The organism is Cupriavidus sp. 2SB, from assembly GCF_005503625.1.
Taxonomy (GTDB): Bacteria; Pseudomonadota; Gammaproteobacteria; order Burkholderiales; family Burkholderiaceae; genus Cupriavidus.
In genome coordinates this window covers 34,133-59,597 of the sequence record NZ_SCMX01000031.1, presented here as the reverse complement: position 1 = coordinate 59,597, position 25,465 = coordinate 34,133, and the positions used below count along the sequence as shown (strand labels likewise).

20 protein-coding genes and 2 tRNA genes are annotated in these 25,465 nt (G+C 64.8%); 14 read left to right on the top strand and 8 right to left on the bottom strand.

What is annotated here, in order from left to right; translation table 11 throughout:
• The first annotated feature begins 303 nt into the window (after positions 1–303).
• Entirely contained in the window at positions 304–2,904 is a 2,601-nt protein-coding gene (locus FFS21_RS16225) for a PAS domain-containing sensor histidine kinase (protein ID WP_137925811.1), read from the top strand.
• Between the two features lie 139 nt (positions 2,905–3,043).
• The gene (locus FFS21_RS16220) at positions 3,044–3,676 is read left to right on the top strand and encodes a response regulator transcription factor (RefSeq protein ID WP_137925810.1); all 633 of its coding nucleotides are present in this window, start codon (positions 3,044–3,046) and stop codon (positions 3,674–3,676) included.
• An 82-nt stretch (positions 3,677–3,758) separates the two neighbouring features.
• Here the strand turns inward: FFS21_RS16220 and FFS21_RS16215 are convergent, their stop codons facing one another.
• Positions 3,759–4,454, bottom strand: a complete 696-nt coding sequence (locus tag FFS21_RS16215) for an energy-coupling factor ABC transporter permease (RefSeq protein WP_137925809.1) — start codon at positions 4,452–4,454, stop codon at positions 3,759–3,761.
• A 155-nt stretch (positions 4,455–4,609) separates the two neighbouring features.
• Between FFS21_RS16215 and folD the strand changes: the two genes are divergently transcribed.
• From folD to FFS21_RS16190, 5 genes are all read left to right on the top strand, one after another.
• A complete protein-coding gene (gene folD / locus FFS21_RS16210) occupies positions 4,610–5,467 on the top strand; it encodes a bifunctional methylenetetrahydrofolate dehydrogenase/methenyltetrahydrofolate cyclohydrolase FolD (RefSeq protein ID WP_137925808.1) in 858 nt (285 codons plus the stop codon).
• A 134-nt stretch (positions 5,468–5,601) separates the two neighbouring features.
• Positions 5,602–7,707, top strand: a complete 2,106-nt coding sequence (locus FFS21_RS16205; RefSeq protein WP_137925807.1) for a M3 family metallopeptidase — start codon at positions 5,602–5,604, stop codon at positions 7,705–7,707.
• A gap of 24 nt (positions 7,708–7,731) precedes the next feature.
• The gene (locus FFS21_RS16200; protein WP_137925806.1) at positions 7,732–8,130 is read left to right on the top strand and encodes a hypothetical protein; all 399 of its coding nucleotides are present in this window, start codon (positions 7,732–7,734) and stop codon (positions 8,128–8,130) included.
• 48 nt (positions 8,131–8,178) lie between these two features.
• Entirely contained in the window at positions 8,179–8,976 is a 798-nt protein-coding gene (xth, locus tag FFS21_RS16195) for an exodeoxyribonuclease III (RefSeq protein WP_137925805.1), read from the top strand.
• A 3-nt stretch (positions 8,977–8,979) separates the two neighbouring features.
• Entirely contained in the window at positions 8,980–10,791 is a 1,812-nt protein-coding gene (locus FFS21_RS16190) for a SulP family inorganic anion transporter (protein WP_137925804.1), read from the top strand.
• A gap of 143 nt (positions 10,792–10,934) precedes the next feature.
• Here the strand turns inward: FFS21_RS16190 and FFS21_RS16185 are convergent, their stop codons facing one another.
• A complete protein-coding gene (locus FFS21_RS16185; RefSeq protein WP_137925818.1) occupies positions 10,935–11,198 on the bottom strand; it encodes a DUF1488 family protein in 264 nt (87 codons plus the stop codon).
• A gap of 331 nt (positions 11,199–11,529) precedes the next feature.
• Here FFS21_RS16185 and FFS21_RS16180 point away from each other — a divergent pair.
• A tRNA-Lys gene (locus FFS21_RS16180) sits at positions 11,530–11,605 on the top strand.
• A gap of 130 nt (positions 11,606–11,735) precedes the next feature.
• On the opposite strand, the gene FFS21_RS16175 is transcribed toward FFS21_RS16180, so the two are convergent.
• Together FFS21_RS16175 and FFS21_RS16170 are read right to left on the bottom strand one after the other, a co-directional pair.
• Positions 11,736–13,127, bottom strand: a complete 1,392-nt coding sequence (locus FFS21_RS16175) for an 8-oxoguanine deaminase (protein ID WP_137925803.1) — start codon at positions 13,125–13,127, stop codon at positions 11,736–11,738.
• 123 nt (positions 13,128–13,250) lie between these two features.
• Positions 13,251–14,150, bottom strand: a complete 900-nt coding sequence (locus FFS21_RS16170; protein WP_137925802.1) for a LysR family transcriptional regulator — start codon at positions 14,148–14,150, stop codon at positions 13,251–13,253.
• 121 nt (positions 14,151–14,271) lie between these two features.
• Between FFS21_RS16170 and FFS21_RS16165 the strand changes: the two genes are divergently transcribed.
• The 5 genes from FFS21_RS16165 to FFS21_RS16145 all read left to right on the top strand — a co-directional run bounded on the left by FFS21_RS16165 (position 14,272) and on the right by FFS21_RS16145 (position 21,938).
• A tRNA-Lys gene (locus tag FFS21_RS16165) sits at positions 14,272–14,347 on the top strand.
• Positions 14,348–14,575: 228 nt separating this feature from the next.
• Positions 14,576–15,556 (top strand): tripartite tricarboxylate transporter substrate binding protein BugE, encoded by a 981-nt coding sequence (locus FFS21_RS16160; protein WP_137925801.1) that lies wholly within the window; start codon positions 14,576–14,578, stop codon positions 15,554–15,556.
• 158 nt (positions 15,557–15,714) lie between these two features.
• Entirely contained in the window at positions 15,715–16,086 is a 372-nt protein-coding gene (locus FFS21_RS16155; RefSeq protein ID WP_137925800.1) for a hypothetical protein, read from the top strand.
• A gap of 315 nt (positions 16,087–16,401) precedes the next feature.
• Positions 16,402–16,923: a MarR family winged helix-turn-helix transcriptional regulator gene (locus tag FFS21_RS16150; protein ID WP_137925799.1), complete on the top strand. Its 522-nt coding sequence runs from the start codon at positions 16,402–16,404 to the stop codon at positions 16,921–16,923.
• Between the two features lie 134 nt (positions 16,924–17,057).
• Positions 17,058–21,938, top strand: a complete 4,881-nt coding sequence (locus FFS21_RS16145) for an NAD-glutamate dehydrogenase (protein ID WP_137925798.1) — start codon at positions 17,058–17,060, stop codon at positions 21,936–21,938.
• Between the two features lie 27 nt (positions 21,939–21,965).
• Here the strand turns inward: FFS21_RS16145 and FFS21_RS16140 are convergent, their stop codons facing one another.
• Positions 21,966–22,352: a hypothetical protein gene (locus FFS21_RS16140; protein ID WP_137925797.1), complete on the bottom strand. Its 387-nt coding sequence runs from the start codon at positions 22,350–22,352 to the stop codon at positions 21,966–21,968.
• Between the two features lie 95 nt (positions 22,353–22,447).
• The gene (locus FFS21_RS16135) at positions 22,448–22,750 is read right to left on the bottom strand and encodes a hypothetical protein (RefSeq protein ID WP_137925796.1); all 303 of its coding nucleotides are present in this window, start codon (positions 22,748–22,750) and stop codon (positions 22,448–22,450) included.
• Between the two features lie 120 nt (positions 22,751–22,870).
• Here FFS21_RS16135 and FFS21_RS16130 point away from each other — a divergent pair, with 120 nt between their 5' ends.
• Positions 22,871–23,131: a hypothetical protein gene (locus FFS21_RS16130; protein WP_137925795.1), complete on the top strand. Its 261-nt coding sequence runs from the start codon at positions 22,871–22,873 to the stop codon at positions 23,129–23,131.
• A gap of 22 nt (positions 23,132–23,153) precedes the next feature.
• Here FFS21_RS16130 and FFS21_RS16125 read toward each other — a convergent pair whose 3' ends face one another.
• Both FFS21_RS16125 and FFS21_RS16120 read right to left on the bottom strand, forming a co-directional pair.
• Positions 23,154–24,596 (bottom strand): sensor histidine kinase, encoded by a 1,443-nt coding sequence (locus FFS21_RS16125; RefSeq protein ID WP_137925794.1) that lies wholly within the window; start codon positions 24,594–24,596, stop codon positions 23,154–23,156.
• Positions 24,593–25,345, bottom strand: coding sequence for a response regulator transcription factor (locus FFS21_RS16120; RefSeq protein WP_137925793.1), 753 nt, complete (start codon positions 25,343–25,345; stop codon positions 24,593–24,595). Before FFS21_RS16120 ends, FFS21_RS16125 begins: the two co-directional genes overlap by 4 nt.
• Positions 25,346–25,465 lie beyond the last annotated feature (120 nt).

The window sequence follows — 25,465 nt, the reverse complement described above, 5'->3', positions numbered from 1 at the left end:
CCGGATCCTCTCGTGGGTGCTTTCGCCCGGATCTCGGCCTCGGCAAACGCATGGCGCCCGCCCGCATTTATTCGGTCGAAGCGATTCTATGGAAGCACAGCAACGGCTGACAAGCGAAATTTTCAGATTACGAAGTCATTTTTTATAATGCGGAATATTGCGGCAGTGCACCAGAAAGCGTCACTGCAACCGGGTTTCCGACCTCCAGGCATCGTCTTCTATCCCTTGTGGCGAATAGGCGGTTTCCCCAAGCGACGCACCGCAATAATCTCGATACACTGGCCGGTCAGCCGTTAATCCCTTATGCAGTTCCTCAACCGAATCCTCTCCGGCCTACGCACGGCTATCCTGCCTTCCGGCGCCGCCGACGCGGCAGGCGAATCCGTCACTGGCGCCTCCCCGCACCCTGCCCGTCATGCCGGCACGCACGCCGATCACGGCGCGGATGTCATCGACCATGGCGACACCACCGAGCCGCTGGCGCCAGCCCCGCGCCGGCTCTGGATCCTGCGCTGGCGCAACCTGGTGGCGACGAGCTGGTTTATGTTCATCCCGCTCGTGGCCATCGTGCTGTTCACGGTGGCGATGGGCGTCATCCTATGGTCGCTGCACGAAACCGAGCGGCAGCAGCAGCGCGACGCGCTGTACCGCGATGCCGCCTGGGCCCAGCAACGCGTGCGGCTCTCGCTGCTGAGCAACCAGGACCAGATGGCCTCGCTGGCGCGCGACATCGCTGCCGCGCAGCTGGACCAGGGTGCGTACCGGACCGCCGCGCAGGAGATTCTGCGCGAGAACCCAGAGATCGTCTTCGTCAACTGGCTGGACGCCACCCGTAAGGGGCGCTGGTCGCTGCCGTCCACGTCCGAGTTCGCCGGCCGCCTCCGGGAAACGGTGGACAAGCCGCTGGAGCCGGAGGTACTCGATACCTTCGACGCCGCCCGCGAGACGCAGCGCGTGGTCTACTCCCGGCCGCTGACCAACGACCGCGGCGACAGCTTCATGCTGATGGAAGTACCCATCGTCCGCGACAACGAGTTTCTGGGCACGCTGGGCGCGCTCTACTCGATCAACGGCATCCTGACCCATCTGCTGCCGCCAGAGCTGACGGAGCGCTACCGCTTTTCTCTGATCGACAAGAACAACCAGACGCGCGCGAGTACATCCGTGCGGCCTGTGCCGGGCAACGCGCTGTCGTACGAAGTGCTTCTCGATCCGCCGGGTCATTCGCTGTCGCTGCGCGCCGACGCCTATCCGCCGCCGTCCAACCTGCCCAACAACATGCTGTTGTGGCTGGTGGTGGGGCTGTCGTGTTTCCTGCTCTGGAGCCTGTGGAGCATGTGGCGGCACACCAGCCGCCGCTCCGAGGCGCAGCGCGCGCTACTGGCCGAGACATCGTTCCGGCGAGCGATGGAGAACTCGATGCTGATCGGGCTCCGTGCGCTGGACCTCAACGGCCGTATCACCTATGTGAACCCTGCGTTCTGCCGCATGACCGGCTGGACCGAGGCCGATCTCGTGGGCCGCGTGCCGCCCTTCCCCTACTGGCCGCCCAATGACCAGCAGGAGATGCAGAAGCAGATCGACCTGACGCTCCAGGGCAAGTCGCCCGCCACCGGCTACGAGATGCGCGTCATGCGCCGGGATGGCAGCAGCTTCTTCGCCCGGATGTACGTCTCCCCACTGGTGGACAGCCGGGGTCGCCATACCGGTTGGATGAGCTCGATGACGGACATCACCGAGCCCAAGCGCGCCCGCGAGGAACTGGCCGCCGCGCACGATCGCTTCACTACCGTGCTGGAGAGCCTGGACGCCGCCGTGTCCGTGCTGGCCACCGACAAGGCCGAACTGCTGTTCGCCAACCGCTACTACCGCCAATTGTTCGGCTGGGAGGCGGAAGGACACCTGAAACTGGCCGGCGACGATTTCGACAAGGACCAGATGTCGAGCGACAACACCGACTTTGTCGATGCGTACGCCGGCCTGCCCGCCTCGGAACTGATGCCGTACGCCTCGGACGCGCGTGAAGTGTTCGTGCCGGACATGCAGAAGTGGTTCGAAGTCCGCCGCCGCTACATTCAGTGGGTGGACGGCCACCTGGCGCAGATGCAGATTGCCACCGACATCACGGTCCGCAAGGCAGCCGAGGAAATGGCGCGGCAGCACGAGGAACGCATCCAGTTCACGAGCCGCCTGACGACGATGGGCGAGATGGCATCATCGCTGGCGCACGAACTGAACCAGCCGCTGGCGGCCATCAATAACTACTGCATGGGCGCCGTGGCGCGCCTGCACTCGGGCCGCAGCACGCCCGAAGACCTGATTCCGGTGCTGGAGAAGACCTCCGCACAAGCAGTGCGCGCCGGGACGATCATCAGCCGTATCCGCGGTTTCGTGAAGCGTAGCCAGCCGCAACGGCGGGAAGCCGCGCTGCACGACATCGTGGCCGACGCCGTAGGACTGGCCGATCTGGAAGCCACGCGCCGCCGCGTGACCATCCTGACCCGCCTGCCCGCCCCGCCGCTGATGCTCTACGTCGATCCGGTGCTGATCGAACAGGTGCTGGTCAATCTGCTCAAGAATGCCGTGGAAGCCATGGCCGGCCTGCCCGCGATGCGCGCCACCGGTGTGGTCCGCTTGCATGCCCGCATCGAAAACGTTGAGTTTGGTCAATGTTGCTGCATCGACGTCATCGACCAAGGCCCGGGCGTGGACGAAGCCACCAAGGAGCGCCTGTTCGAGCCGTTCTTCAGTACGAAGTCCGACGGCATGGGCATGGGCCTGAACATCTGCCGTTCGATCATTGAGTCGCACCAGGGACGCCTCTGGGTCGAAAACAATGTGGACGGGATCGGCTGTACGTTTAAAATCACGCTGCCACTGCAATCGGCGCTAACCGAACAGTAACGGGAGCATCCCTGGCATGCCGGACGACCCTCTGCCGCGGGGCATCGGGAGGCCGTCCGGACTTTGATCCGCCGGGGGTGTTGCGCGCCGCCGCATGCAGTTACACTTCGTTGCAAACGACTTTGCCCCAGGAGACTTCATGACCGCAACGCCCAGCCCCACGCCGCATCGTGGCGAGACCGTCTATATCGTCGATGACGATGAAGCGATGCGTGACTCGCTGACCTGGCTGCTGGAGGGCAACGGCTATCAGGTGCGCAGCTTCAACAGCGCCGAGCAGTTCCTCTCCGCCTACGACACGAATGCCGTGTCCTGCCTGATCCTCGACGTGCGCATGCCCGGCATGAGCGGCCCCGAGCTGCAGGAGCGCATGATCGCCGAGAACATCGAGATCCCGATCGTCTTCATCACCGGCCACGGCGATGTGCCGATGGCGGTCTCCACGATGAAGAAAGGCGCCATCGACTTCATCGAGAAACCGTTCGACGAATCCGAACTGCGCGCGCTGGTGGAGCGCATGCTGCTGAAGGCCCGCTCGGACCACTCCACCGCCCGCGAACAGCGCGCCGCCAAGGACCTCCTCGGCAAGCTGACCACGCGCGAGCAACAGGTGCTGGAGCGCATCGTGGCCGGCCGCCTGAACAAGCAGATCGCCGACGATCTGGGTATTTCCATCAAGACCGTGGAGGCGCACCGCGCCAACATCATGGAAAAGCTCAACGTCAACACGGTGGCGGACCTGCTGAGACTGGCGTTGTCGCGTAACGCCTGATTCTTGTTCCCTGCTGCATGTTTGCTCCCCTCTCCCGCACAGCGGGAGAGGGGAGCCGGTTTAGAAGCGGTTTCGGCTTCGACTACCTCCCCCTCAAATACTCCCCCTCATCAAACGTCACCAGCCACTGCGGCCGGTAGACGACAAAAATCGCGACCAGCATCCCCGTCAGGAACGCCTCGCCAAACGCGATGATGACCGCGCCGGTCAGGCTGTCGGCCAGTCCGAGTCCACCCTGGGCCACGCCCATCCGCACTTGCCAGATCGCGCGCAAGCCGCCAGCCACCACGGCCGCGACCAGAGCGCTGAAATACCCGTGCCCGAGAATGAACACGAAGGGATGTCGCGGCACCCACCGCCGTAGCGCGGCCTGCAGCGCTGCCGTGAGCGCACCCGGCACCAGCGCCATCCAGAAGAAGCGCGGCCCCAGCGACACCCAGTCGATCTGCGCCCAGCCTCTCCCCGACAGGTAGGCCAGTCCCAGCAGCGACACCACATCCACGATCGCCAGCGTCACCATCGCCAACGGCAGGCCGAACATCGTGACTGCCAGCGAGGCGCCCATCAACTGGATCACCACGCCCTCACCCACGGTTGCGCGCGCAGACCACAGCAGCGTCAGGAAAACCAGCGACCCTAGCCACGCGTGCTGGAGCGCTTCCCGCCGCAAGGTCAGCCACGGACGCTGCACCAGCGCCCAGAACAGCACCCCGACGCCCAGCGTCGGGAGCGGCCAGGTTGCAAGGAACGCCAGAATTGAAGATTCTTCGATGTGCATAACCGGATGCTAGCAGCGAGGGTCCAAGCGCTGCTTGCACGTGATCAAGCCCGCCGGGAGGCCTTCGCCCCGTCATGGAACCTTTATAATCGCGGTTTCGCGCCGTCGCCCCCGGCCCGGCGCCCGCCTTTCCAGTCATTCCCGCTACGAATCCCATGTCCGCACAACTGATCGACGGTAACGCCCTCGCCAAACAAATCCGCGCCGAAGCCGCCCAGCGCGCCGCCCGCCTGACCGCCGCCGGCCACCAACCCGGCCTCGCCGTCGTGCTGGTGGGCGAAGACCCGGCCAGCCAGGTCTACGTGCGCAACAAGGTGAAGGCCTGCGAGGACAACGGTTTCCACTCGTCGCTGGACCGTTATCCGGCCGACCTGTCGGAAGCGGACCTGCTGGCGCGCATCGACGCGCTGAACAATGACCCGAAGATCCACGGCATCCTGGTGCAACTGCCGCTGCCGAAGCACATCGACAGCCACAAGGTCCTGGAAGCCATCGCCCCGGAAAAGGACGTGGACGGTTTCCACGTGGCCAATGCCGGTGCGCTGATGACCGGCGCCCCGCTGTTCCGCCCCTGCACGCCGTACGGCTGCATGAAGATGCTGGAATCGGTGCAGTTCCCGCTGCGCGGCGCCAATGCCGTGGTGGTGGGCGCGTCGAACATCGTCGGCAAGCCGATGGCGATGATGCTGCTGCAAGCTGGCGCCACGGTCACCATCTGCAACAGCAAGACGCGCGACCTCGCCGCCCATACCCGTAACGCCGATGTCATCGTGGCCGCCGTGGGCCGCCGCAACATCATCACCGCCGACATGGTCAAGCCGGGCGCCGCCGTGATCGACGTTGGCATGAATCGCGACGATGCCGGCAAGCTATGCGGCGATGTGGACTTCGCCGGCGTGGGCGAGGTGGCTGGCTACATCACCCCAGTGCCGGGTGGCGTGGGTCCCATGACGATCACGATGCTGCTGATCAACACGCTGGAATCCGCCGAGCGCGTAGCCGGACTGGCCTGAGGCACGCCCGGATGGCGCTTCAATCGCGCCGATAGCAAAGTCGTACTGGATATTTGGCCTCAAAGGCCTCATCTTGCACAGGTAACGTGCCGCGCCACCTCCCCTTCGCGCGGCACACCAAGCCGGGAATTGCCATGACTGATACCGCCGACCGCGCCAACAACCCGTTACTCGATTTCTCCGATCTCCCGCGCTTTGCCGAGATCCGCCCCGAGCACATCGCCCCCGCGCTGGACGTGCTGCTGGCCCAGGCCCAGGCCGCCGTCGACCGCGCCGAAGACCCGGCCACGCCAGCCACCTGGCTCAGCGCCGTCGAAGCGCTCGAAACTGCCACCGAACCGCTGGGCCGTGCCTGGGGCGTGGTCGGCCACCTGAGCGCCGTGGCGGACACACCCGAACTGCGCAAGGCGCACACCGACAATCTGCCCCGCATGACCGAATTCTGGTCGTCGCTGGGACAAAGCCTGGCGCTGTATGAGAAGTACAAGGCCGTGGCCGCCGGCCCCGAGTTCGCCGGACTGTCGCCGGCCCGCAAGCAGTTGCTGGAAAACGAACTGCGCGGCTTCCGTCTGGGCGGTGCGGAACTGGCTGAAGACCGCAAGCCGCGCTTCGCCGAAATCCAGGACGAGCAGGCCCAACTGTCCAAGGCATTCTCGGACCATGTGCTAGACGCCACCAACGCCTACGCACTCCATATCGAGGATGGCGCACGACTGGCCGGCATTCCCGCCGATGCGCAGGAAGCCGCGAAGCTGGCCGCCGAGAAGGACGGCAAGCCGGGATACAAATTCACGCTGCACTTCCCTTCGTACTTCCCGGTGCTGCAGTACGCCGACGACCGCGCACTGCGCCGGACGATGTACGAGGCCAGCGTCACGCGCGCGTCCGAACTCGGGCCCCAGTACAACCAGGGCCAGGCCGACTGGGACAACACCACGAACATGCGTGACCAACTGGCCCTGCGCCGGGAAGAAGCGCAGATGCTGGGCTATGCCAACTATGGCGAAGTCTCGCTCGTGCCGAAGATGGCCGAGTCTCCTGCCGACGTGCTGAAGTTCCTCGACGAACTCGCCGTCAAGGCCCGCCCGTACGCCGAAGGCGACTGGAAGGAACTGCAGCAGTTTGCAGCCTCCGAACTGGGCCTCGACAAGATCGAGCCGTGGGACGTGGCCTATGCCTCGGAAAAGCTGCGCCAGAAGCGTTATGCCTTCTCCGATGACGAGGTGAAGCAGTACTTCCAGGAGCCGAAGGTACTGGAAGGCTTGTTTGGCGTGGTCGAGAAGCTGTTCTCGGTCAGTATCCAGCCGGATACGGCCCAGACCTGGCATCCGTCGGTGCGCCTCTTCCGCGTGGTGTCGCCGCAGGGCGCCCTGCTGGCGCAGTTCTACATCGATCTTTACGCACGCGAAGGCAAGCGTGGCGGCGCGTGGATGGACGATGCGCGTGGCCGCAAGGAACGTGACAACGGCACGGTGCAAACGCCGGTGGCCTACCTGACCTGCAACTTCACGGCGCCGGTCGGTGGCAAGCCCGCACTGTTCACGCACGACGAAGTCATCACGCTGTTCCACGAGTTCGGCCACGGCCTGCATCACATGCTGACGCAGGTGGGCGACCTCGGCGTGTCAGGCATCAATGGCGTGGAATGGGATGCCGTGGAACTGCCGTCGCAGTTCATGGAGAACTTCTGCTGGGAATACGAGGTGCTGGAAACCATGACGGCCCATGTGGAGACCGGCGCGCCGCTGCCGCGCGTGCTGTTCGACCGCATGCTGGCTGCGAAGAACTTCCAGAACGGCATGATGACGCTGCGCCAGATCGTGTACTCGTCGTTCGACATGCATCTGCACACCGATTACGATCCGCAAGGTCCGGTATCGGTGCTGGAACTGTCGCGCCAGATCAACGACAGCAAGCATGTGGTGCCGCAGTCGGCGCTGTCGCGCTGGCCGAACACGTTCAGCCACGTTTTTGCGGGCGGCTATGCGGCGGGTTACTACAGCTACAAGTGGGCCGAGGTGCTGTCCGCCGACGTCTACGCCGCGTTCGAAGAAGCCAGTAACCTGTCCGGCAGCGTGCTCGATAGCGATGTGGGCGAGCGGTATCGCCGCGAGATCCTGTCGGTGGGCGGCAGCCGCCCGGCGATGGAATCGTTCGTGGCGTTCCGCGGCCGCGCACCGCAGATCGACGCGCTGCTGCGGCACGGCGGCATGGCCGAGACGGCGGCAGCCACGGCCTGATCCCCGCCAACGGGCGCCCGGCACATGGACCTTCCTTTCCCGATTCGCAAGGAATGTCCGCCGGGCGCCTGCGTCTGCAACCGAGAGGTATTGCTGGCCGATCCTTCAGCGGATCGGCGTATCCTGCAACTGACACAGCAGGAAGAAAAGAAGCTCGTCGAACGGCTGGAAAACATCGCAACCCTCGACGAGTTGCAGCGCATGCAGGCCAGGATGCGCGACCTGCTCGGCATGGAAATCTCGATCACGCCCAGTGACAACGTGGTGCGCACCACGCGTGGCTTTCGGATCGAGATGGCCGATCAGCCAGGTCTGTGCCGCAAGACGCGGCAGGCCATTCCGGCTGCGATCCGGCGCAGCATGGACACGCATCCGGAAATCGCTTTCGCTATCCTGAACCAGCGCGACCTGCTGGGCGGTTAGCATGCTGTCCGGCCCGGACCACCCCAAAGAAAAACGACAGAGCTACACATGAGAATCGCGAGCTGGAACGTCAACTCCCTGAAAGTGCGCCTGCCCCAGGTCCTGCAATGGCTTGCCGCGCAGGACGCCGCCGGCACGCCGGTCGATGCGCTGTGCTTGCAGGAATTGAAGCTCCCCGACGACAAGTACCCGCTGGCCGAGCTTGAAGCTGCCGGCTTCCACAGCATCTACACGGGCCAGAAGACCTATAACGGCGTGGCCATTGTGGCGCGCGACGGCACCATGCCGGCGCCCACCGACGTGGTGCGCAACATTCCCGGTTACGAGGACGCACAGCAGCGCGTGGTGGCCGGCACCTACGGCGACGTGCGGCTTATCAGCGCGTACTTCCCGAACGGCCAGTCTCTCGAATCCGACAAGTTCGTCTACAAGCTCGACTGGCTCAAGGCGATGACCGACTGGCTGCGCGCCGAGATGGTCAAGTATCCGAAGCTCGCACTGCTGGGCGATTTCAACATCGCGCCCGAAGACCGCGACGTCCATGACCCCGCCAAGTGGGAAGGCCAGAACCTGGTCTCACCGCAGGAGCGCGACGCGTTCAAGGCGCTGATCGCGATGGGGTTCGTCGACTCGTTCCGCATGTTCGAGCAGCCCGAGAAAACGTTTTCGTGGTGGGATTACCGGATGATGGGTTTCCGCCGCAACGCGGGCCTGCGCATCGACCATATCCTCCTCTCCCCCGCGCTGGCGGCGCATTGCAGCACCTGCCTGATCGACAAGGAACCGCGCCGCTGGGAGCAGCCGTCCGACCATACGCCGGTGGTGGCCTCGCTCGACCTCGGCTGATCGATGATCGTTGCTGCCCGCCCCCCTGCCCTGCAGCGCTGGTTCCCGTGGACGCGGCGTATCACCCCGCTGACGCTGCGCGCCGATGTCATCGCCGGACTACTCGGCGCCGTGCTGGTGCTGCCGCAGGGCGTGGCCTTTGCCACGCTGGCGGGCCTGCCGCCGCAATACGGCATCTACACCGCCGTGGTGCCTTGCATCGTCGCAGCGCTGTTCGGATCGAGCTGGCACGTGATGTCGGGGCCGACCAACGCCAACTCGCTCGCACTGTTCGCGATGCTGAGCCCGGTGGCATTTGCGGGCAGTCCGGCCTATATCGCGCTGGCGCTGGCCGTGACGATGCTCGTCGGCATCCTGCAGCTGGCAGTGGGCGCCCTGCGGCTCGGGTCACTGGCCAATTTCATCTCGCCATCGGTGCTGCTCGGCTTCACCTGCGGCGCGGCCACGCTGATCGGACTCTACGCGCTGAAGGACCTGTTCGGCCTGGCCGTGCCCACGGGAACCAGCGCGTTCGGCGTGGTGCGTTTCCTGTTCGACAACTTCGATACGATCAATGGCAGTGCGTTGATCGTCGGTGCCGTGACGCTGGCGGTGACAGTTGGCATCAAGCGTGTGTCGCGCCGGCTTCCGTTCATGCTGCTGGGGCTGCTGGCCGGCTTCGGCACCGCGATGGTGCTCAACCATAGCGGCTGGAGCCTCGCGCAGCACGTCAACGTGGTTGGCCCCATCCCGGCCGCCATTCCGCCGTTCCACGTCCCCGATATCAATTGGCGCACCGTGCCGGACCTGCTTGGCATCGCCGCCGCACTGACCATCGTCGCGCTGGGCCAGTCGATCTCGATCGCCAAGGCGGTGGCGCTGCGCTCGGGCCAGCATATCGACGCGAACCGCGAGTTCATTGGCCAGGGCCTGTCGAATATCGCGGGCGGACTGTTCTCGGGTTATATCTCCTGCGGCTCGCTGAACCGGTCGATGCCGAACTTCGAGGCGGGCGCGCAGACACCGCTCGCCAGCGTCTTCTCGGCGTTGCTGCTGGTGGTGCTGGTGATGGTCAGCGCGCCGCTGCTCGCACAGATCCCGCTGGCGGCCATCGCGGCCATGCTGCTGCTCGTGGCATGGGGCCTCTTCGACTTCCAGCGCCTGCGCCGTATCGCGCGGTTGTCGCGTACGGAGTTCGCGATTGCAGTGGGCACGTTCTTGGCCACGCTCGTCATCCGCCTGGAAATGGCGGTGCTGCTTGGCACGATCCTGTCGCTGGTGGCGTACCTGTATCGCACCGCGCGCCCCGCCGTGCGCAGTCTCGTACCCGATGCGGATGATCCGGGCCGACGCTTCACACCGCTGGACGAGCTACGTCGTCCGCAGCCGGAATGTCCGCAGTTGAAATTGCTGCGCATGGAAGGCGCGATCTATTTCGGCGCGGTGCAATACGTGACGGACCGCCTGCATTGGCTACGCACGGTCGACGCCGAACAGAAGCATCTGCTGGCGATGACCAAGAGCATGAACTTCATCGACCTCGCTGGCGCCGAGATGTGGGAAGCGGAGTTGACCGAACGGCGCGCCGAGGGCGGCGACCTCTACTTCCATCGGCCGCGCACGCAAGTGCTCGACACGTGGAAACAGACTGGCTTTATCGACAAGCTGGGCCAGGACCATATCTTCCCGACCAAGCGGCAGGCACTCCACACGATCATCGAAACCCTTTCACCGGAAATATGCGCACAGTGCCATGTGCGCATCTTCGAAGAGTGCGCAGGGCGTCCCGGTGCCGCGAACCATCGCGCAGCAACGGACACGACTCATCCTGCCTGAGCGGCAATCGGGATCGAAACAACCGGACGGAAAGTACTACGAGAAGGTGTTACGAACTTCAGTAGGCTTGTAGCGCGCCGGCCGGCCTGTCGTGACAACAGGACCGGAACCGGCGGCGGAGGGTTGCTGCCGTCGGTCGGTCCTTAGACCGGCGCCACGTGCGCGCGCTTGACCACGACCGGCTGGGGCACGCCCTGCTCGATCAGCACCACGGCCGCGCGTTCGATCGTGTCACGACCGGCGCGGAACGCCTCTTCCAGCGACAACACCTGGTCGGCACTGAAGCCTTCCCAGAGCGCTTCGCGTGTTACCACGCAGGTCACGTGCTCACCATTGACCACCGCATGAAACAGCAAACCCTCATTGTTGATGTCGTAGCGGTCTTGCTCTTGGAATTTGATTTCCATCATCACAGCCCTCCATATGCAAGTGGAGAAGCATCCTAACATGGCTTTGCGGAAATCGTCTGTGATCCCCTGCACCATGCATGCCGAATGCGATTCGTCTCAATCATCGCGCGCCTGGCAGTACGTTCCGCGAACACTGCCACATCAGACCGCGATGACACGAGCATGACGGACCCATGTGTCAGCGTGATGTGCCTGTCGGAATGTCCATCGAATCGCTGATTCCACCGATCGCGTCGGCATTGCCACGCGCCGCGAAGACCCGCTTTTCAGCGCGATGCACGAAACGTTTGACAAGCGTAAAAATCCTGCTAGAATCTCGGTCTTCGTCGGGGCGTTAGCTCAGTTGGTAGAGCAGCGGACTCTTAATCCGTAGGTCGAGTGTTCGAGTCACTCACGCCCCACCAGACACAAGAAAGGCCGGAAGCAGCGATGCTTCCGGCCTTTTGCTTTTGCGCCGCACTCCGCTTTTGCGCCGCATTCCAGCACAGCCGTCGGCGAGGCGCGCGCTCATGCGCCCCGCTCATCAAAACCCGATCAAACCCCTGCCTGCTGCGCGCCCTCGAACAACATGCGCGCCAGACGCCGGTGATCGGCCAGTACATTCGGCAGGTCGGCGGTCAGCAGCACACCATCGCGCACCACGGGACGTCCGTTGATGATGCTCGTCGACACGTTGGCCGGCGTGCAGAACACAAGCGCCGCCACGGGGTCATGACCTGCACCGGCAAACCCCACGCCCGACATATCGAACGCAACGATGTCCGCCGACATGCCCGGCGCCAGCGCGCCGATATCGTCACGGTTCAGCACACGGGCACCGCCCAGCGTGGCAATCTCCAGCGCCTCGCGTGCGCTCATCGCAGCCGGCCCAAACCCCACGCGCTGCAGCAGCATGGCCTGACGCGCCTCGCCAAGCATGTGCGCGCCATCGTTCGATGCACTGCCATCCACGCCCAGCCCCACCGGCACCCCGGCATCGCGCATCCGACGGATAGGCGCGATGCCTGAAGCCAGCCGCATGTTCGAGCACGGGCAATGCGCCACGCCCGTGCCCGTGCGCGCGAACAGCGCCACGCCCTCCTCGTCGAGCTTCACGCAGTGCGCATGCCAGACGTCATGCCCGACCCAGCCCAGGTCTTCCGCATACTGCGCCGGCGTCATGCCGAACTTCTCGCGCGAGTAGGCGATGTCGTTGTCGTTCTCCGCCAGGTGCGTGTGCAGGGACACGCCATAGTGCCGCGCCATCACCGCCGACTCGCGCATCAGGTCTCGCGACACCGAGAACGGCGAGCACGGCGCCAGCACCACGCGCAGCATGGCGTGACGCGAGGCATCGTGATATTGCTCGACGAGCCGCTGGCTGTCGCGCAGGATCGCCGGCTCGGTTTCCACCACCACGTCCGGCGGCAGGCCACCCTGGCTACGGCCCACGCTCATCGATCCACGCGCAGCGTGGAAACGCATGCCGATCTGCTGCGCAGCCTCGATCGAATCGTCGAGACGGGAGCCGTTTGGATAGAGGTAGAGGTGATCGCTCGTGGTCGTGCAACCGGACAGCATCAACTCGGCCATCGCGGTCTGGGTGGACACGCGGATCATCTCCGGCGTCAGGTGCGCCCAGATCATGTAGAGGTTGGTCAGCCAGCCGAACAGCTCGGCATCCTGCGCGGCCGGCACGGCACGCGTCAGGCTCTGGTACATGTGATGGTGCGTGTTGACCAGGCCCGGCGTCACCACATGGCCGCGCATGTCGATGACTTCGGCACTGCCGTCGTCGATCAGGCGACGATATTGCTCGGGCAGTTCGGCGGTTGGCCCCACCCATTCGATGGCCGGGCCGTTGGCGACGAGCGCCCCATCGGCAATCTCGCGGCGCTGGGCGTCCATGGTGACCAGTACGTCGGCGTGCTGGAGGATCAGGGTCATGGCGGGTCGTCTCGCGTATCGGTTGTGAACGAGGCCAAGTCTACTTGCCGCTTGCGCAGCACCCCAAGCGCAGAATTTCGCGTGAGGTGTGCGCAAAATGTGCACACCCAAAACTTCATTCGCCTACCGGAACAGGTTGGCCAGCGTCGACGACATCGCCTCAGCCATCAACTCGGCGGCAGGCGTTAGCGGACCCTTGCCACGTGCCACGAGCCGCAGCGTCTGCCGCTGCAGGCCAGCCTCTTGCAGCGGCACGAACACCACCGCGCCACGCGCGCGGTCGTCCATCACATCGAGGGGATTGAGCAGCGCCACGCCGGCGCCCGCCGCCACAAGTCGCTGGATCAGCACGACCGACGTGGATTCCACCGCCGGTGCCACCTCGATCGATTCCCGCGCGAATGCGTCATCCACCAAAGCCCGGATCGACAGCGACGGTGCGGGCAGAATCAGCGGATAGCCGGCGCACTCGGCCAGCCGCGCGGAAGGCTGCGCCGCCAGCGGATGCCCAGGCGCCACCACGGCACCGATCGACCATTCGCGACTGGCCAGCACGCGGAAAGCCGCCATTTCGGGAAGATCGTAGCCAAGTCCGAGATCGGCATCGCCCTGCTCCACCGCTGCGACGATGCCGCCCACTGGCAGGTCCGCCACGCGCACGACGATGCCCGGATGATGCTGCCGAAAATCGTGAACCAGCGAAGGCATCAGCGCGCCGGCGAGACCCGAGGTGGTGGCCACCGTGACCATGCCGCGCCGCGCACCCTTGATTTCGGCCACGCGCGCCTGGAGGGCGTCGTGCTCGCGCAAGGTCTGCCGCACATGCGCCAGCACCATCTCGCCGAGCGGCGTCAGTTGCAGGCGTCGGTTGATGCGATCGAACAGCGGCGCACCGAGCGATGCCTCCAGATCAAGGATCTGCCGGTTGATAGCCGTGGGCGCAACATGGAGGATTTCCGCCGCGCGCCGGATCGATCCGCGCCGGACAACCTCGTCGAGATAGCGAAGCACGCGCGCATGCATGGCAGCAGGTATCGGGTCAGTTCGGGACGCGCGCATTGTAAGCCGCACGAACCTTTTTCGAGAAAAACGCAAAAGGGGCTTGCGCGATACTCTTTGCCTTGCTAAAATCTCTTTCTTCGTTGGGGCGTTAGCTCAGTTGGTAGAGCAGCGGACTCTTAATCCGTAGGTCGAGTGTTCGAGTCACTCACGCCCCACCAGCGAATTCCAGAAAGCCCGAAGCCCTCAAAAGCTTCGGGCTTTTCTCATTGCGGCGCACGCCTCTGCCGTCCTTTCCGCACCCGCTTCCACTGGTCGTCGGACCTCCACGGGTTCCCCCCAATTTCGCGACGCCACCCTTTCGGGGTTGAATGCTCATCGACGCACATGACGGAACGAAGTTCCGTATTGCGGAACTTAGAAGAGCAACACCCTCGGAGGAGCATCTCTTGAAAGCAGTTCTGAAAGCGGGCGCCCTGGGCGCCCTCGCGGCGCTCGGCCTGATGCAGGCCAGCCTGGTCCACGCACAGTCATATCCGAACAAGCCTATCCGCCTGATCGTGCCATTTGCCGCAGGCGGCACCACCGATATCGTTGGCCGCGCCGTATCCGACGCGCTTGGCCGTGAACTGGGCCAGCCCGTCGTCGTGGAGAACCGCGGCGGTGGCGGCGGTGCGATTGGCGCGGATGCACTGGCCAAGTCCGCACCGGACGGCTACACGCTGGGCATCGCTACGGTCAGCACCATGGCCACGAACCCGGCTACCAACGCCAAGAATCCTTACGACCCATTGAAGGACTTCGCGCCGATCACGAACCTTGTGAACGTGCCGAATGTGCTGACGGTCAACCCGAAGGTACCGGCCAAGAACCTCAAGGAGTTCATCGCGCTGTTGAAGGCGAATCCGGGCAAGTACAGCTACGCCTCAGCCGGCAAGGGCAGCATTTCGCATCTGGATGGCGAACTGTTCAAGTTCATCACCAAGTCCGATATGGTCCACATCCCGTACCGCGGATCGGGTCCGGCGCTGAACGACACGCTGGCCGGCCAGGTCAACGCGCAGTTCGACAACCTGCCGTCGTCGATGCCCTTCATCCAGAGCGACAAGCTGCGCGCGCTGGCCGTGGCCGCGCCCAAGCGCGTCGAAGGCCTGCCCAACGTACCGACCTTCGCCGAGGAAGGCATGAAGGACATGAACAACATGGCCTGGTACGGCCTGGTGGCACCGGCAGGTACGCCGCCGGCTATCGTCGCCAAGGTCCACGATGCGGCCATCAAGGCGCTGCAGGACCCGGCCGTGAAGAAACGCCTGCATGACGCCGGCGCTTACCCGGACGGCAACACCTCGCAGCAGTACGCCGCCCAGATCAAGCGCGAGCTGGAACTGCGCAAGAAGATCGCAACGGACCAGAACATCACGTTGGAGTGATGTCCGCTTAACCGGTTACGTGGTGTCCGCGCCGCCTGAGTATCCCCACTACAACATTCGGTCGGCGGATCGCCACGAACCCCGGTACAGTATCGGTATCGGTTTCCCGCGTTTCTATAGGCCGGAAAACATCCCGGCCGTCACCTGTGAGGATGATGATGCTGAAGAAGACTGTACCGGCCCTGATCGTTGCGGCCCTGACTGCCGTCGGCGCCGTGCAACTGGCCCACGCGCAGAAGAACTACACCGAAGGCGGCGATCTTTACAGCGGCAGCCGTTCCAAGGACAAAGCCAATCCGAACCAGAACCCGGCCAAGTCGGGCAAGTTCGACCCGTACACCGACGGCGCCAAGAAATCGACGCGCTCGGACCTGACGCCGCGCAAGGCCGATCCGTACACCGATGGCGCCAGGGGCGGCACCCGCGACCCGTACCTCGACGGCGCGCGCACGGGCAAGCCTGATCCGTACACGGACGGTGCCAAGACCGGCAAGGCTGACCCCTATACGGACGGCGCCAAGAAGCAATAAGCACACGCCGGGCAACCGCCCGGATCGCTGCATCGATCGAATGGCCCCTGCGCTCGCGCCGGGGCCATTTCTTTTTGCATGAGATCGATGCAGCGCACCGTCAGGCACCGTTCGTCACCTCGTCCAAAAGATTGACTAGGACATACCCGATCTGTCATGCAATTGTCTCGACATTACTGCTAGTGTTGCGCCTACTGATTTTTTGTCGTTCCGCGACCGGCCCGGATGAGGCTGGCGCCCATGCCGCCCGGGCCGGCCAATGCACCGGCCCAAGAAGTGTCAGGCGGCAAACCCTAATACGGGAGACCTGAGCCAATGCAGCCAAAAGCACTCGAAATTCACGAACCTGTGGTGATGTCGCTGGTGGATGCGGTCACCGCATGGCAGACCGCGCTGGATCGCACCCTGAACGTCTCGGGGCTGAGCTATCCGAAATGGCTGCTGCTCCGCGCCATCCGCCAGAACGAATTCACGCGTGGACAGCCTTGCGCCGGCGCCATCTTCCTGGATGTGCCGCAAACCGAGCGCCTGCTGCGTGAATTGCATGCCGACGGCTGGATCGAATTTCCGATCGACGATGCCCCGCAGATCTCCCCCGCAGCCAAACCGCAGATTGAACGTGCGGCGCGTGCTGTGCGTGCGCTGCATTCCGTATCGGTCTGTGATCTGAGCGCAGCCGAGCGCGCGGCACTCAGCAGCCTGCTGCATCGCATGACCGGCACGCTGGACGATCACGCAGCCCGGCACGCGCGCCATGCGGCATGGGATCACCATCCGATGTCGATCGTCGTGCCCGACGAGCCTGCCCACGGTAGCCGCCACGCACTGGCTGCCTGACTTCACGGCTTCCTGCTGCACCGCGACGCCCCGCCACTGTGCGGGGCGTCGCCGTTTTGTCGCCCGGCGGACGTAAATCTTTCCTACAGTGTGAGAGCACCGGCACATGACCGGGCACTACCGTGGAGAAATTCATGCCCCCGGAAAACGAAGAAAAGGTTGCGCAACTGCTCGATGATCTGGTCGCCTTTGCGCGGGAGCGCCTGCCAGCGGCCACCTTCGAGATTGTCGAGCCATTGCTGCGCCATTACTACGACCTGGCCGATGCCGAGGATCTCCTCGCGCGCAACGTGGCCGATCTGTACGGTGCCGTGATGGCGCACTGGCAGACCGCGCAGAAGTTTGTGCCTGGCACGGCGCGGCTGCGCGTCTATAACCCGAATTTCGAAGAACACGGCTGGCACTCCGACCATACGATCATCGAGATCGTGAACGACGACATGCCGTTCCTCGTCGACTCGGTGGCTATGGAGATCAACCGGCACGGCATGACACTGCATTCGGCCATCCACCCCGTGTTTCGCGTCTGCCGCGATGGCCGGGGCGCCATCGAGAGCCTGGGACTCGGCGGCAGCGAGACCGCCACCGATCGCTGTCGGCTGGAGTCATTCATCCACTTCGAGGTGGATCGCACGGGCGAGAGTACGCGGCTCGACGCGCTGCGCTTCGGCATCGCCAGTGCGCTGGGCGATGTGCGCGCCGCCGTGGAGGACTGGCCGCGCATGCGCCAGATTGCCCAGGAGACCGTGGCCGGCATGGCGCAATCGCGCGACGCTGGCTCTCCCGATGCGCAGGAAGCGCGCGCCTTCCTCGAATGGATGCTGGATGACCATTTCACGTTCCTCGGTCATCGCGACTACGAACTGATCGCGCGTGACGGGCAGTTCTTCCTGCGCGGCGTGGCAGGGTCCGGCGCGGGCATCCTGCGCGAGGCGCTGCGCGATCCGGGCTCCGACGATCTCACGCCACTGCCCGCCGCCGCGCGCGCCATCATCGAAGGGGCTTCGCCGATCTTCATCACCAAGGCCAATTCGCGTGCCACGGTGCATCGGCCGGGCTATCTGGACTATGTCGGCGTGAAGCTGCTCGATGCCGATGGCAAGATCTTCGGCGAGCGCCGTTTCGTGGGGCTTTACACCTCCACGGCGTACATGGTCAGCACGAGCGAGATTCCAATTGTGCGGCGCAAGTGCGCCAACATCCTGGAACGCGCGGGCTTCCTGACCAAGGGACACCTCTACAAATCGCTGGTGACCATCCTCGAACAGTATCCGCGCGACGAGATGCTGCAGGCCGACGAGGATGAACTCTTCGACATTACGCTGGGCATCCTGCGGTTGCAGGAGCATCAGCGCACGCGCCTGTTCGTACGGCGCGACCGCTTCGACCGCTTTATCTCGTGCCTGGTCTTCGTGCCACGCGACAAGTACAACACCGACCTGCGCCAGCGCATCCAGAAGCTGCTGGTGCAGGCGTTCAACGGCACCAGTTGCGAGTTCACCCCGCAGTTGTCCGAATCTCCGCTTGCCCGCATTCACCTGACCGTGCGCGGCGAGCCCGGCACGATGCCCGAAGTGGATACGCGCGAACTGGAAGCGCGCATCGTGCAGGCCACCCGGCGCTGGCAGGACGATCTCTCGCAAGCGCTGCACGAAAACCGTGGCGAGGAACTCGGCAACCGGCTGCTGCGCCGCTACGGCGATTCGTTCCCGGCCGGGTATCGCGAGGATTACGCGGCGCGTACCGCCGTGCGCGATATCGAATTGATGGAGCACGCACGCCAGCATCCGGGCGGACTGGCGATGAACCTGTACCGGCCCATCGAGGCCGCGCCGGGCGCATTCCGCTTCAAGGTCTATCGCGCCGGCCAGCCCATCGCGCTGTCCCTGAGCCTGCCGATGCTCGAACACCTCGGCGTGCGCGTGGACGAGGAGCGTCCCTACCTGATCGAACCCGATGCCGGCGAGCCGGTGTGGATCCACGACTTCGGCCTGGAGATTGCCGCCGACCCCGACGGCAAACCGGTCGACGTGGATCTGGAGAAGATCAAGCCGCTGTTCGAAGATGCCTATGGCCGTGCCTGGCATGGCGAGATCGAGAACGACGATTTCAACCGGCTGGTGCTGCGCGCCGGGCTGGCCGCGCGCGACGTGACCATCCTGCGCGCCTATGCCAAGTACCTGCGCCAGGTGGGCTCCACCTTCAGCAACGCCTATATCGAACGCGCCCTGACCGCGAATCCCGATATCGCATCGATGCTGGTCTCGCTGTTCGTGGCGCGCTTCGATCCGGCCCTGGCCGCGCCGGACGCTACAGCCGCTGCCACCGAGGCGCGCAGCCGCAAATGGCTCGACGAGATCGACGCCGCGCTCGACAAGGTGCCCAACCTCGACGAGGACCGCATCCTGCGGCTGTTCCTCAATGTCATCAATGCGACGGTGCGCACCAATTATTTCCATCGGGGCCCGGACGGGCAACCGCGCCCCTACGTCTCCTTCAAGTTCAATCCGGCGCTGGTGCAGGGCCTGCCCGAACCGCGTCCGATGTTCGAGATCTGGGTGTATTCCCCACGTGTGGAAGGGGTGCACCTGCGCGGCGGTCGCGTGGCACGCGGCGGCCTGCGCTGGTCTGACCGGCGCGAGGATTTCCGCACGGAGGTGCTGGGCCTGATGAAGGCGCAGATGGTCAAGAATACGGTTATCGTTCCCGTGGGTTCCAAGGGTGGATTCGTGGTCAAGCGGCCGCCACCCGCCACGGATCGCGATGCGTTCCTGGCCGAAGGCGTGGCGTGCTACCAGACCTTCCTGCGCGGCCTGCTCGACCTGACGGACAATCTCGTCTCCGGCACGCTGGTGCCGCCGCCCGACGTGGTTCGTCTCGACGACAACGACCCCTACCTTGTCGTGGCCGCCGACAAGGGCACGGCCACGTTCTCGGACTACGCCAACGCGATCTCCGCGGAGTACGGCTTCTGGCTTGACGATGCCTTCGCCTCGGGTGGTTCGGTCGGCTACGACCACAAGAAGATGGGGATCACGGCGCGCGGCGCCTGGGAAAGCGTCAAGCGCCATTTCCGGGAGATGGGCATCAACATCCAGACCACACCTTTCTCCGTGGTGGGCGTGGGCGACATGTCGGGCGACGTGTTCGGCAATGGCATGCTGCTGTCCCCGCATATCCGGCTGCATGCGGCGTTCGACCATCGGCATATCTTCCTCGACCCCGATCCGGATTGCGCGAAGAGCCTGGCCGAGCGCCAGCGCCTGTTCGATCTGCCCCGCTCCAGCTGGGCCGACTACAACACCACGCTGATCTCCGCAGGCGGCGGCGTATATCCGCGCACGGCCAAGACGATTCCGCTCTCGCCCGAAATACGTGCCGTGCTCGGCGTGGAGGCGGTCACGCTATCGCCCAACGAACTGATGCATGCGATCCTGACCGCGCCGGTGGACCTGCTCTACAACGGCGGCATCGGCACCTACGTGAAGGCCAGCACCGAGACGCATCTGCAGGCCGGCGACCGCTCCAACGATGCCATCCGCGTGAACGGCAACGAACTGCGCTGCAAGGTGGTGGGCGAAGGCGGCAATCTCGGCTTCACGCAACTGGGCCGCATCGAGTTCGCGCGCAACGGCGGGCGCATCAACACCGATGCCATCGACAACTCGGCCGGCGTGGATTGCTCCGACCACGAGGTCAACATCAAGATCCTGCTGGGACTGGTGGTGGCCGAAGGCGAGATGACCGAGAAACAGCGCAACAAGCTGCTGGCCGAGATGACCGACGAAGTGGGCCTGCTGGTGCTGCAGGACAACTACTACCAGACGCAGGCGCTGTCGGTGGCCGGGCGCGAGGCAGTGGCGCTGGTCGACGGCGAGGGCCGGCTGATCCGCTGGCTCGAACGCGCGGGACGGCTTAACCGGCCACTGGAATTCCTGCCATCCGAGACCGAGATTGCCGAACGCAAGGCGCTGGGCCAGGGGCTGACCTCGCCCGAACGCGCCGTGCTGCTGGCGTACAGCAAGATGTGGCTCTATGAAGAACTGCTGGCGTCGGACATTCCGGAAGACGCGCTCGTCGCGAACCTGCTCGTCGACTATTTTCCCGAGCCGCTTCAGCAGCGCCACGCCGACGCCATGACGCGCCATCCGCTACGGCGCGAGATCCTGGCCACGCACCTGACTAACCTGCTCGTGAACCGGATCGGCGCCACGTTCGTGCATCGGCTGATGGAAGAGACCGACGCACGGCCCGCCGACATCGTGCGGGCCTGCCTGCACGCGCGCGACGTGTTCGGGCTGAGCGACCTCTGGGCGCGTATCGACAAGCTCGACAACCATGTGGACGATGCGGTCCAGGCGCGCATGTTCGGCGCCCTGTCACGCCTGCTGGAACGCGGCACGCTCTGGTTCATCCGCTTCCTGCGCGGCGGTGGCACCGTGGAGCCCGGCGCCACGCGCTTTGTGGACGCCGCCCGGTGGCTGACGCCGCAACTGGCGACGCTGCTGCCCGAGGAGGCCTCGAACCAACTGGCCGAGCGCGCTGCGGCGCTGACCGAGGCTGGCGTGGACGAGGACCTGGCGTTGCGTGTGGCGGCCAGCGATATCGCCGCAGCCGCACTCGATATCGCGGAGGTGGCCGGCACGTGCCAACGCAGTCTTGGCGCCGTGGCGGCGGTGTACTTCGCGCTCGACACCGAGATGAACTTCGCATGGCTGCGGGAGCGCACGTTGTCCTTGCCATCGGATACGCACTGGGATCTGCTCGCGCGCACCACCACGCTCGAAGACCTGGGCCGGCTCAAGCGCGCGCTGACCACAAGCGTGCTGGCGCAGTCAGCGGATGGCGAAGAAGCGCCATCCATGATCGAACGCTGGCGCGGCCATCGACAGGTGGCGTTGGAACGCTATGCGCAGATGCTGACGGATCAACGCGCGTCCGGGGTATCGGGCGCGGCAGCGCTTTCGATGCTGTCGGTGGCGGTCAGGGAAATCGGACTGCTGGAGCGGGCCTGAGGTGGAAGGCGCGCCGGAACGCGCGTTTCAATCCTCGTCGATGACGTCGTCGTCATCCATGTCGCGCAGCGGCGGCGGGTCGTCGCCGTCTGCCGTCAGGTCGTCGTCGCCATCGCCGCGCGCGCGGAACTCGATATCAAGACGCAGGAAAAGTTCGAAGGCATCGGCCAGGAGATGTTTCTGGCGAGGCAGCAGGCTCGCGTAGGGCATGTCGTAGATGGACTGATGCGTACCCCGCGCGCCCTTCAGCCCGCGATCGCGCGCGATATCGGACAGCAACGCGGCAAAGCCCGAGAGATCCTGGGCCGCCAGCGCCGTGTTCAGTACGCGCGCAATCACCTGCGGGGAAGCACCCGACCATCCAATGACTTCGGCATTGGAGGCGGAATCGTGGGAAAAATCGCTGATATCCATGTCTAGCCTTAACGGTCCGGCCTCCCACCGCCTTGAGCGAACTTAGGCGACAGGGGCTGTCGTTTTTGGCGTCGCCCCTCTTGAGAGGGGGGAAATCAGGCGCGCTTGCCGCCGCGCCGCGCGCCGGCCGGCGGACGCGAGCTTTTCTTCGCGGTGTCGCCGGGGGCTTCTCCGGCGGGTGGCTTGCCGGATGCCTTGGCACGTGGCGTCGGGGCGGCTTTGTGCACCTTGGCGATCTGGCGATACGTTGGCGTGTCGCCCGATCCCGGCCTGACTTCGAGCAGGTTGCGCGCGCCACATTGCGGGCAGCGGAACAGCGGGCCCTGGCCCTCGTTCCGGATTTCTACCTCGTCATCCGCCCAACGGGCGCCGCAAGGCTGGTTCTGACAGACAAACATTCGTGGACTCCGATGAAGCGGGGCATCCTAACACGTGGACCGGGTGGATAGCACAGGCACTGGAAGGTCGCTATACTACTGTACGTTTATACAGTATCGATCAACGACCGCCCCTGCCCCATGCCCGCCTATCAAGCTGCCTCGATCCTGCTGGAAGCCCACTACTTCGGCGACGACGCCGAACTCCTGCAACTGCCCTGTGACAGCGTGACGGTGCAAGGCGGCGCCATCCTCGTCGAAGGTGTGGAAGTCCGCCACCTGCGCGGCCTGCGCTGGACGCCGGACTACCTGTCCTTCCAGGCGGGCAGCGATCATCATCGCTATCCGGTCGGCCGCCCCGCTTTGGTCGGGCCACAAGCGGCGCGGTTTGCGATGTTGTGAGGTCATCGGGTGCAACAGGAAACTACCGCGCCGCCCGTAACGCAAACGTCAGCGTCGTCCCCACCCCCTTCTCCACCAGCTTTACCTGACTCCCGTTCAACTGCAGCATCCGCTGCACGATCAGCAGGCCCAGCCCGCCGCCGCGATGCGCGCCGCCGGATGGAAACGGCCGCTGGAAGATCGACTCCCTCAACGTAGCCGGAATACCCGGCCCGGTGTCGCTGACCGTCACGGCCACCTTGCCATCCTGGCTGGCGAGGTCGATTTCCACGGTGCCGCCAGTTGGCGTGTGCCGGATCGCGTTGTCGAGCAGGTTCGTCAGCACACGTTCGATCATGCCGAGATCGGCTGACACGGTGGGCAGCGCGGGCGGCACGCCGGCTCGCAGGTGAAGCTGCTTGGCTTCGGCGGACAGTGCGAATTTTTCGAGGACATCCTGCGTGAGATCGACCATCGAAAACTCTTCGGGCGTCGCCTGCACCATGCCGTGTTCCAGCCTGGCCAGTTCGAACAACGACTGCGCCAACCCGCCCACCTTGGCACTCTGTGCCAGTGCGATGGCCAGATAACGCTGGCGGTCGGCGGTGCTCAGGGTATCGGCCTTGACCGACAGCGTCTCCAGATAACCGTGCAGCGAGGTCAGCGGCGTACGCAGGTCGTGCGAGATATTGGCCACCATTTCGCGGCGTTCCTGATCCTGCTGCCGCAGCGTTCGCCATTGCGATTCAATGCGCCCGGCCATCTGCCGGAAGGCCGTCTGCAGCGCGGCAATCTCGTTGCGAGGCAGCGGGTCGGCCAGCTTGTCCGAAGCGGCGGTCTGGTCCTCGCCAGAATCAAAACGGCGGATGTCATCGGTCAGCCGACGCAGCGGGCGCGTGATCAACGCGAAGGCCACCAGACCCGCCACAAGACACAGCGTGGCCACCAGCGCCATCGACCACAGCGTGGTGCGCATCACGGAATCTTCCGACGCCTGCGCGGCCAGCTTGTCGTGCGCTTCGCCCATCAGCACCACGTAGATGTAGCCCCCCTGACGCAACGGCGCGGCGCTGAACACCTTGCGCCCCGTGGCACTGCGCGGATCGTCACCAAGAATCGGTAGTGCCCCGCCATCGAGCAGCTTCTTCACCGGTGCCAGATCCACACGGTCACGCACCAGATGCCCGCTCGGTGCATCGTGGCCCCGGATGCGGCCCTCGTCGTCGAGCAAGTAGACCTCCACACTGGGATTGACCACCATGAGCTGCCCGAACAATTGTCGCAGCGCCTGGGGTGCAATCGCGCTCTGGTCTTCCAGCAGCGCGTTGCGGGCGATGTAAGCAGCCAGTCCGCGCGAAATATCCTGGATGACCTCTTTCTCGTGCATCGCATTGGCACGCACCTGGAGCCATGCGGAAGCGCCACAGCAAGCCAGCAACAGCGCGGCGAAGACGACGGAAAGCCGCTGGGTCAGCGAGAGATTCATGACAAGGCTCCCGGCTCGGAAGTATCCGACGCGCCTTCAGCCTGCGGATCGGCCACGAAGCGGTAGCCGCGGCGCCAGACCGTCAGGATGCGCTGCGGCGCGGCCGGATCGACCTCGATCTTGGTGCGTAGCCGGTTGATGTGCGTGTTGACCGTGTGTTCGTAGCCTTCGTGCTGGTAGCCCCAGACCGCGTTGAGCAGGTCCATGCGCGAGAACACCTTGCCGGGATGGCGAGCGAAGTAGTAAAGCAGGTCGAACTCGCGCGGCGTCAGGTCCAGCCGCTTGCCATCGAGCGTCACCACGCGTGCCAGTGGGTCGATGGCCAGGCCAGCCAGGTCGAGCGTGCCGGCGTCGGAACGCACGTCGCGCGCCATCGCTTCCACGCGGCGCAGCAGCGCCTTGACGCGCGCCACAAGTTCGAGCACCGAAAACGGCTTGGCCAGGTAGTCGTCGGCACCCAGCTCCAAACCCAGGATGCGGTGCACCTCGCTGGAACGGGCGCTCGTGATGATGATCGGGGTGTAGCGCGTCATGGCGCGCGCGCGCCGGCAAATCTCCAGGCCATCGACGCCGGGGAGCATCAGGTCCAGTACCAGCGCATCCCAGCCGCCCTGCTCCAGCAGGCGCAACCCTTCGGCGCCGTCGGCGCTGTGTACCACCTCGTATCGCTCGTCGCGCAGGTGCATGGCCAGCACGTTGGCGATGCCGACATCGTCTTCGACCAGCAGGATCCGTTTGGCTTGTTCCATGTTCTCTCGCCCGGGTGGCGTCCGGTGCGCCCCGGCATGCCGCTATTGTGCAGAAATCCGCGCGACCGGGTGTTCACGAATTGTTTAAGGTTTGGCGAAGACTCCGATACCGGTCGTTGC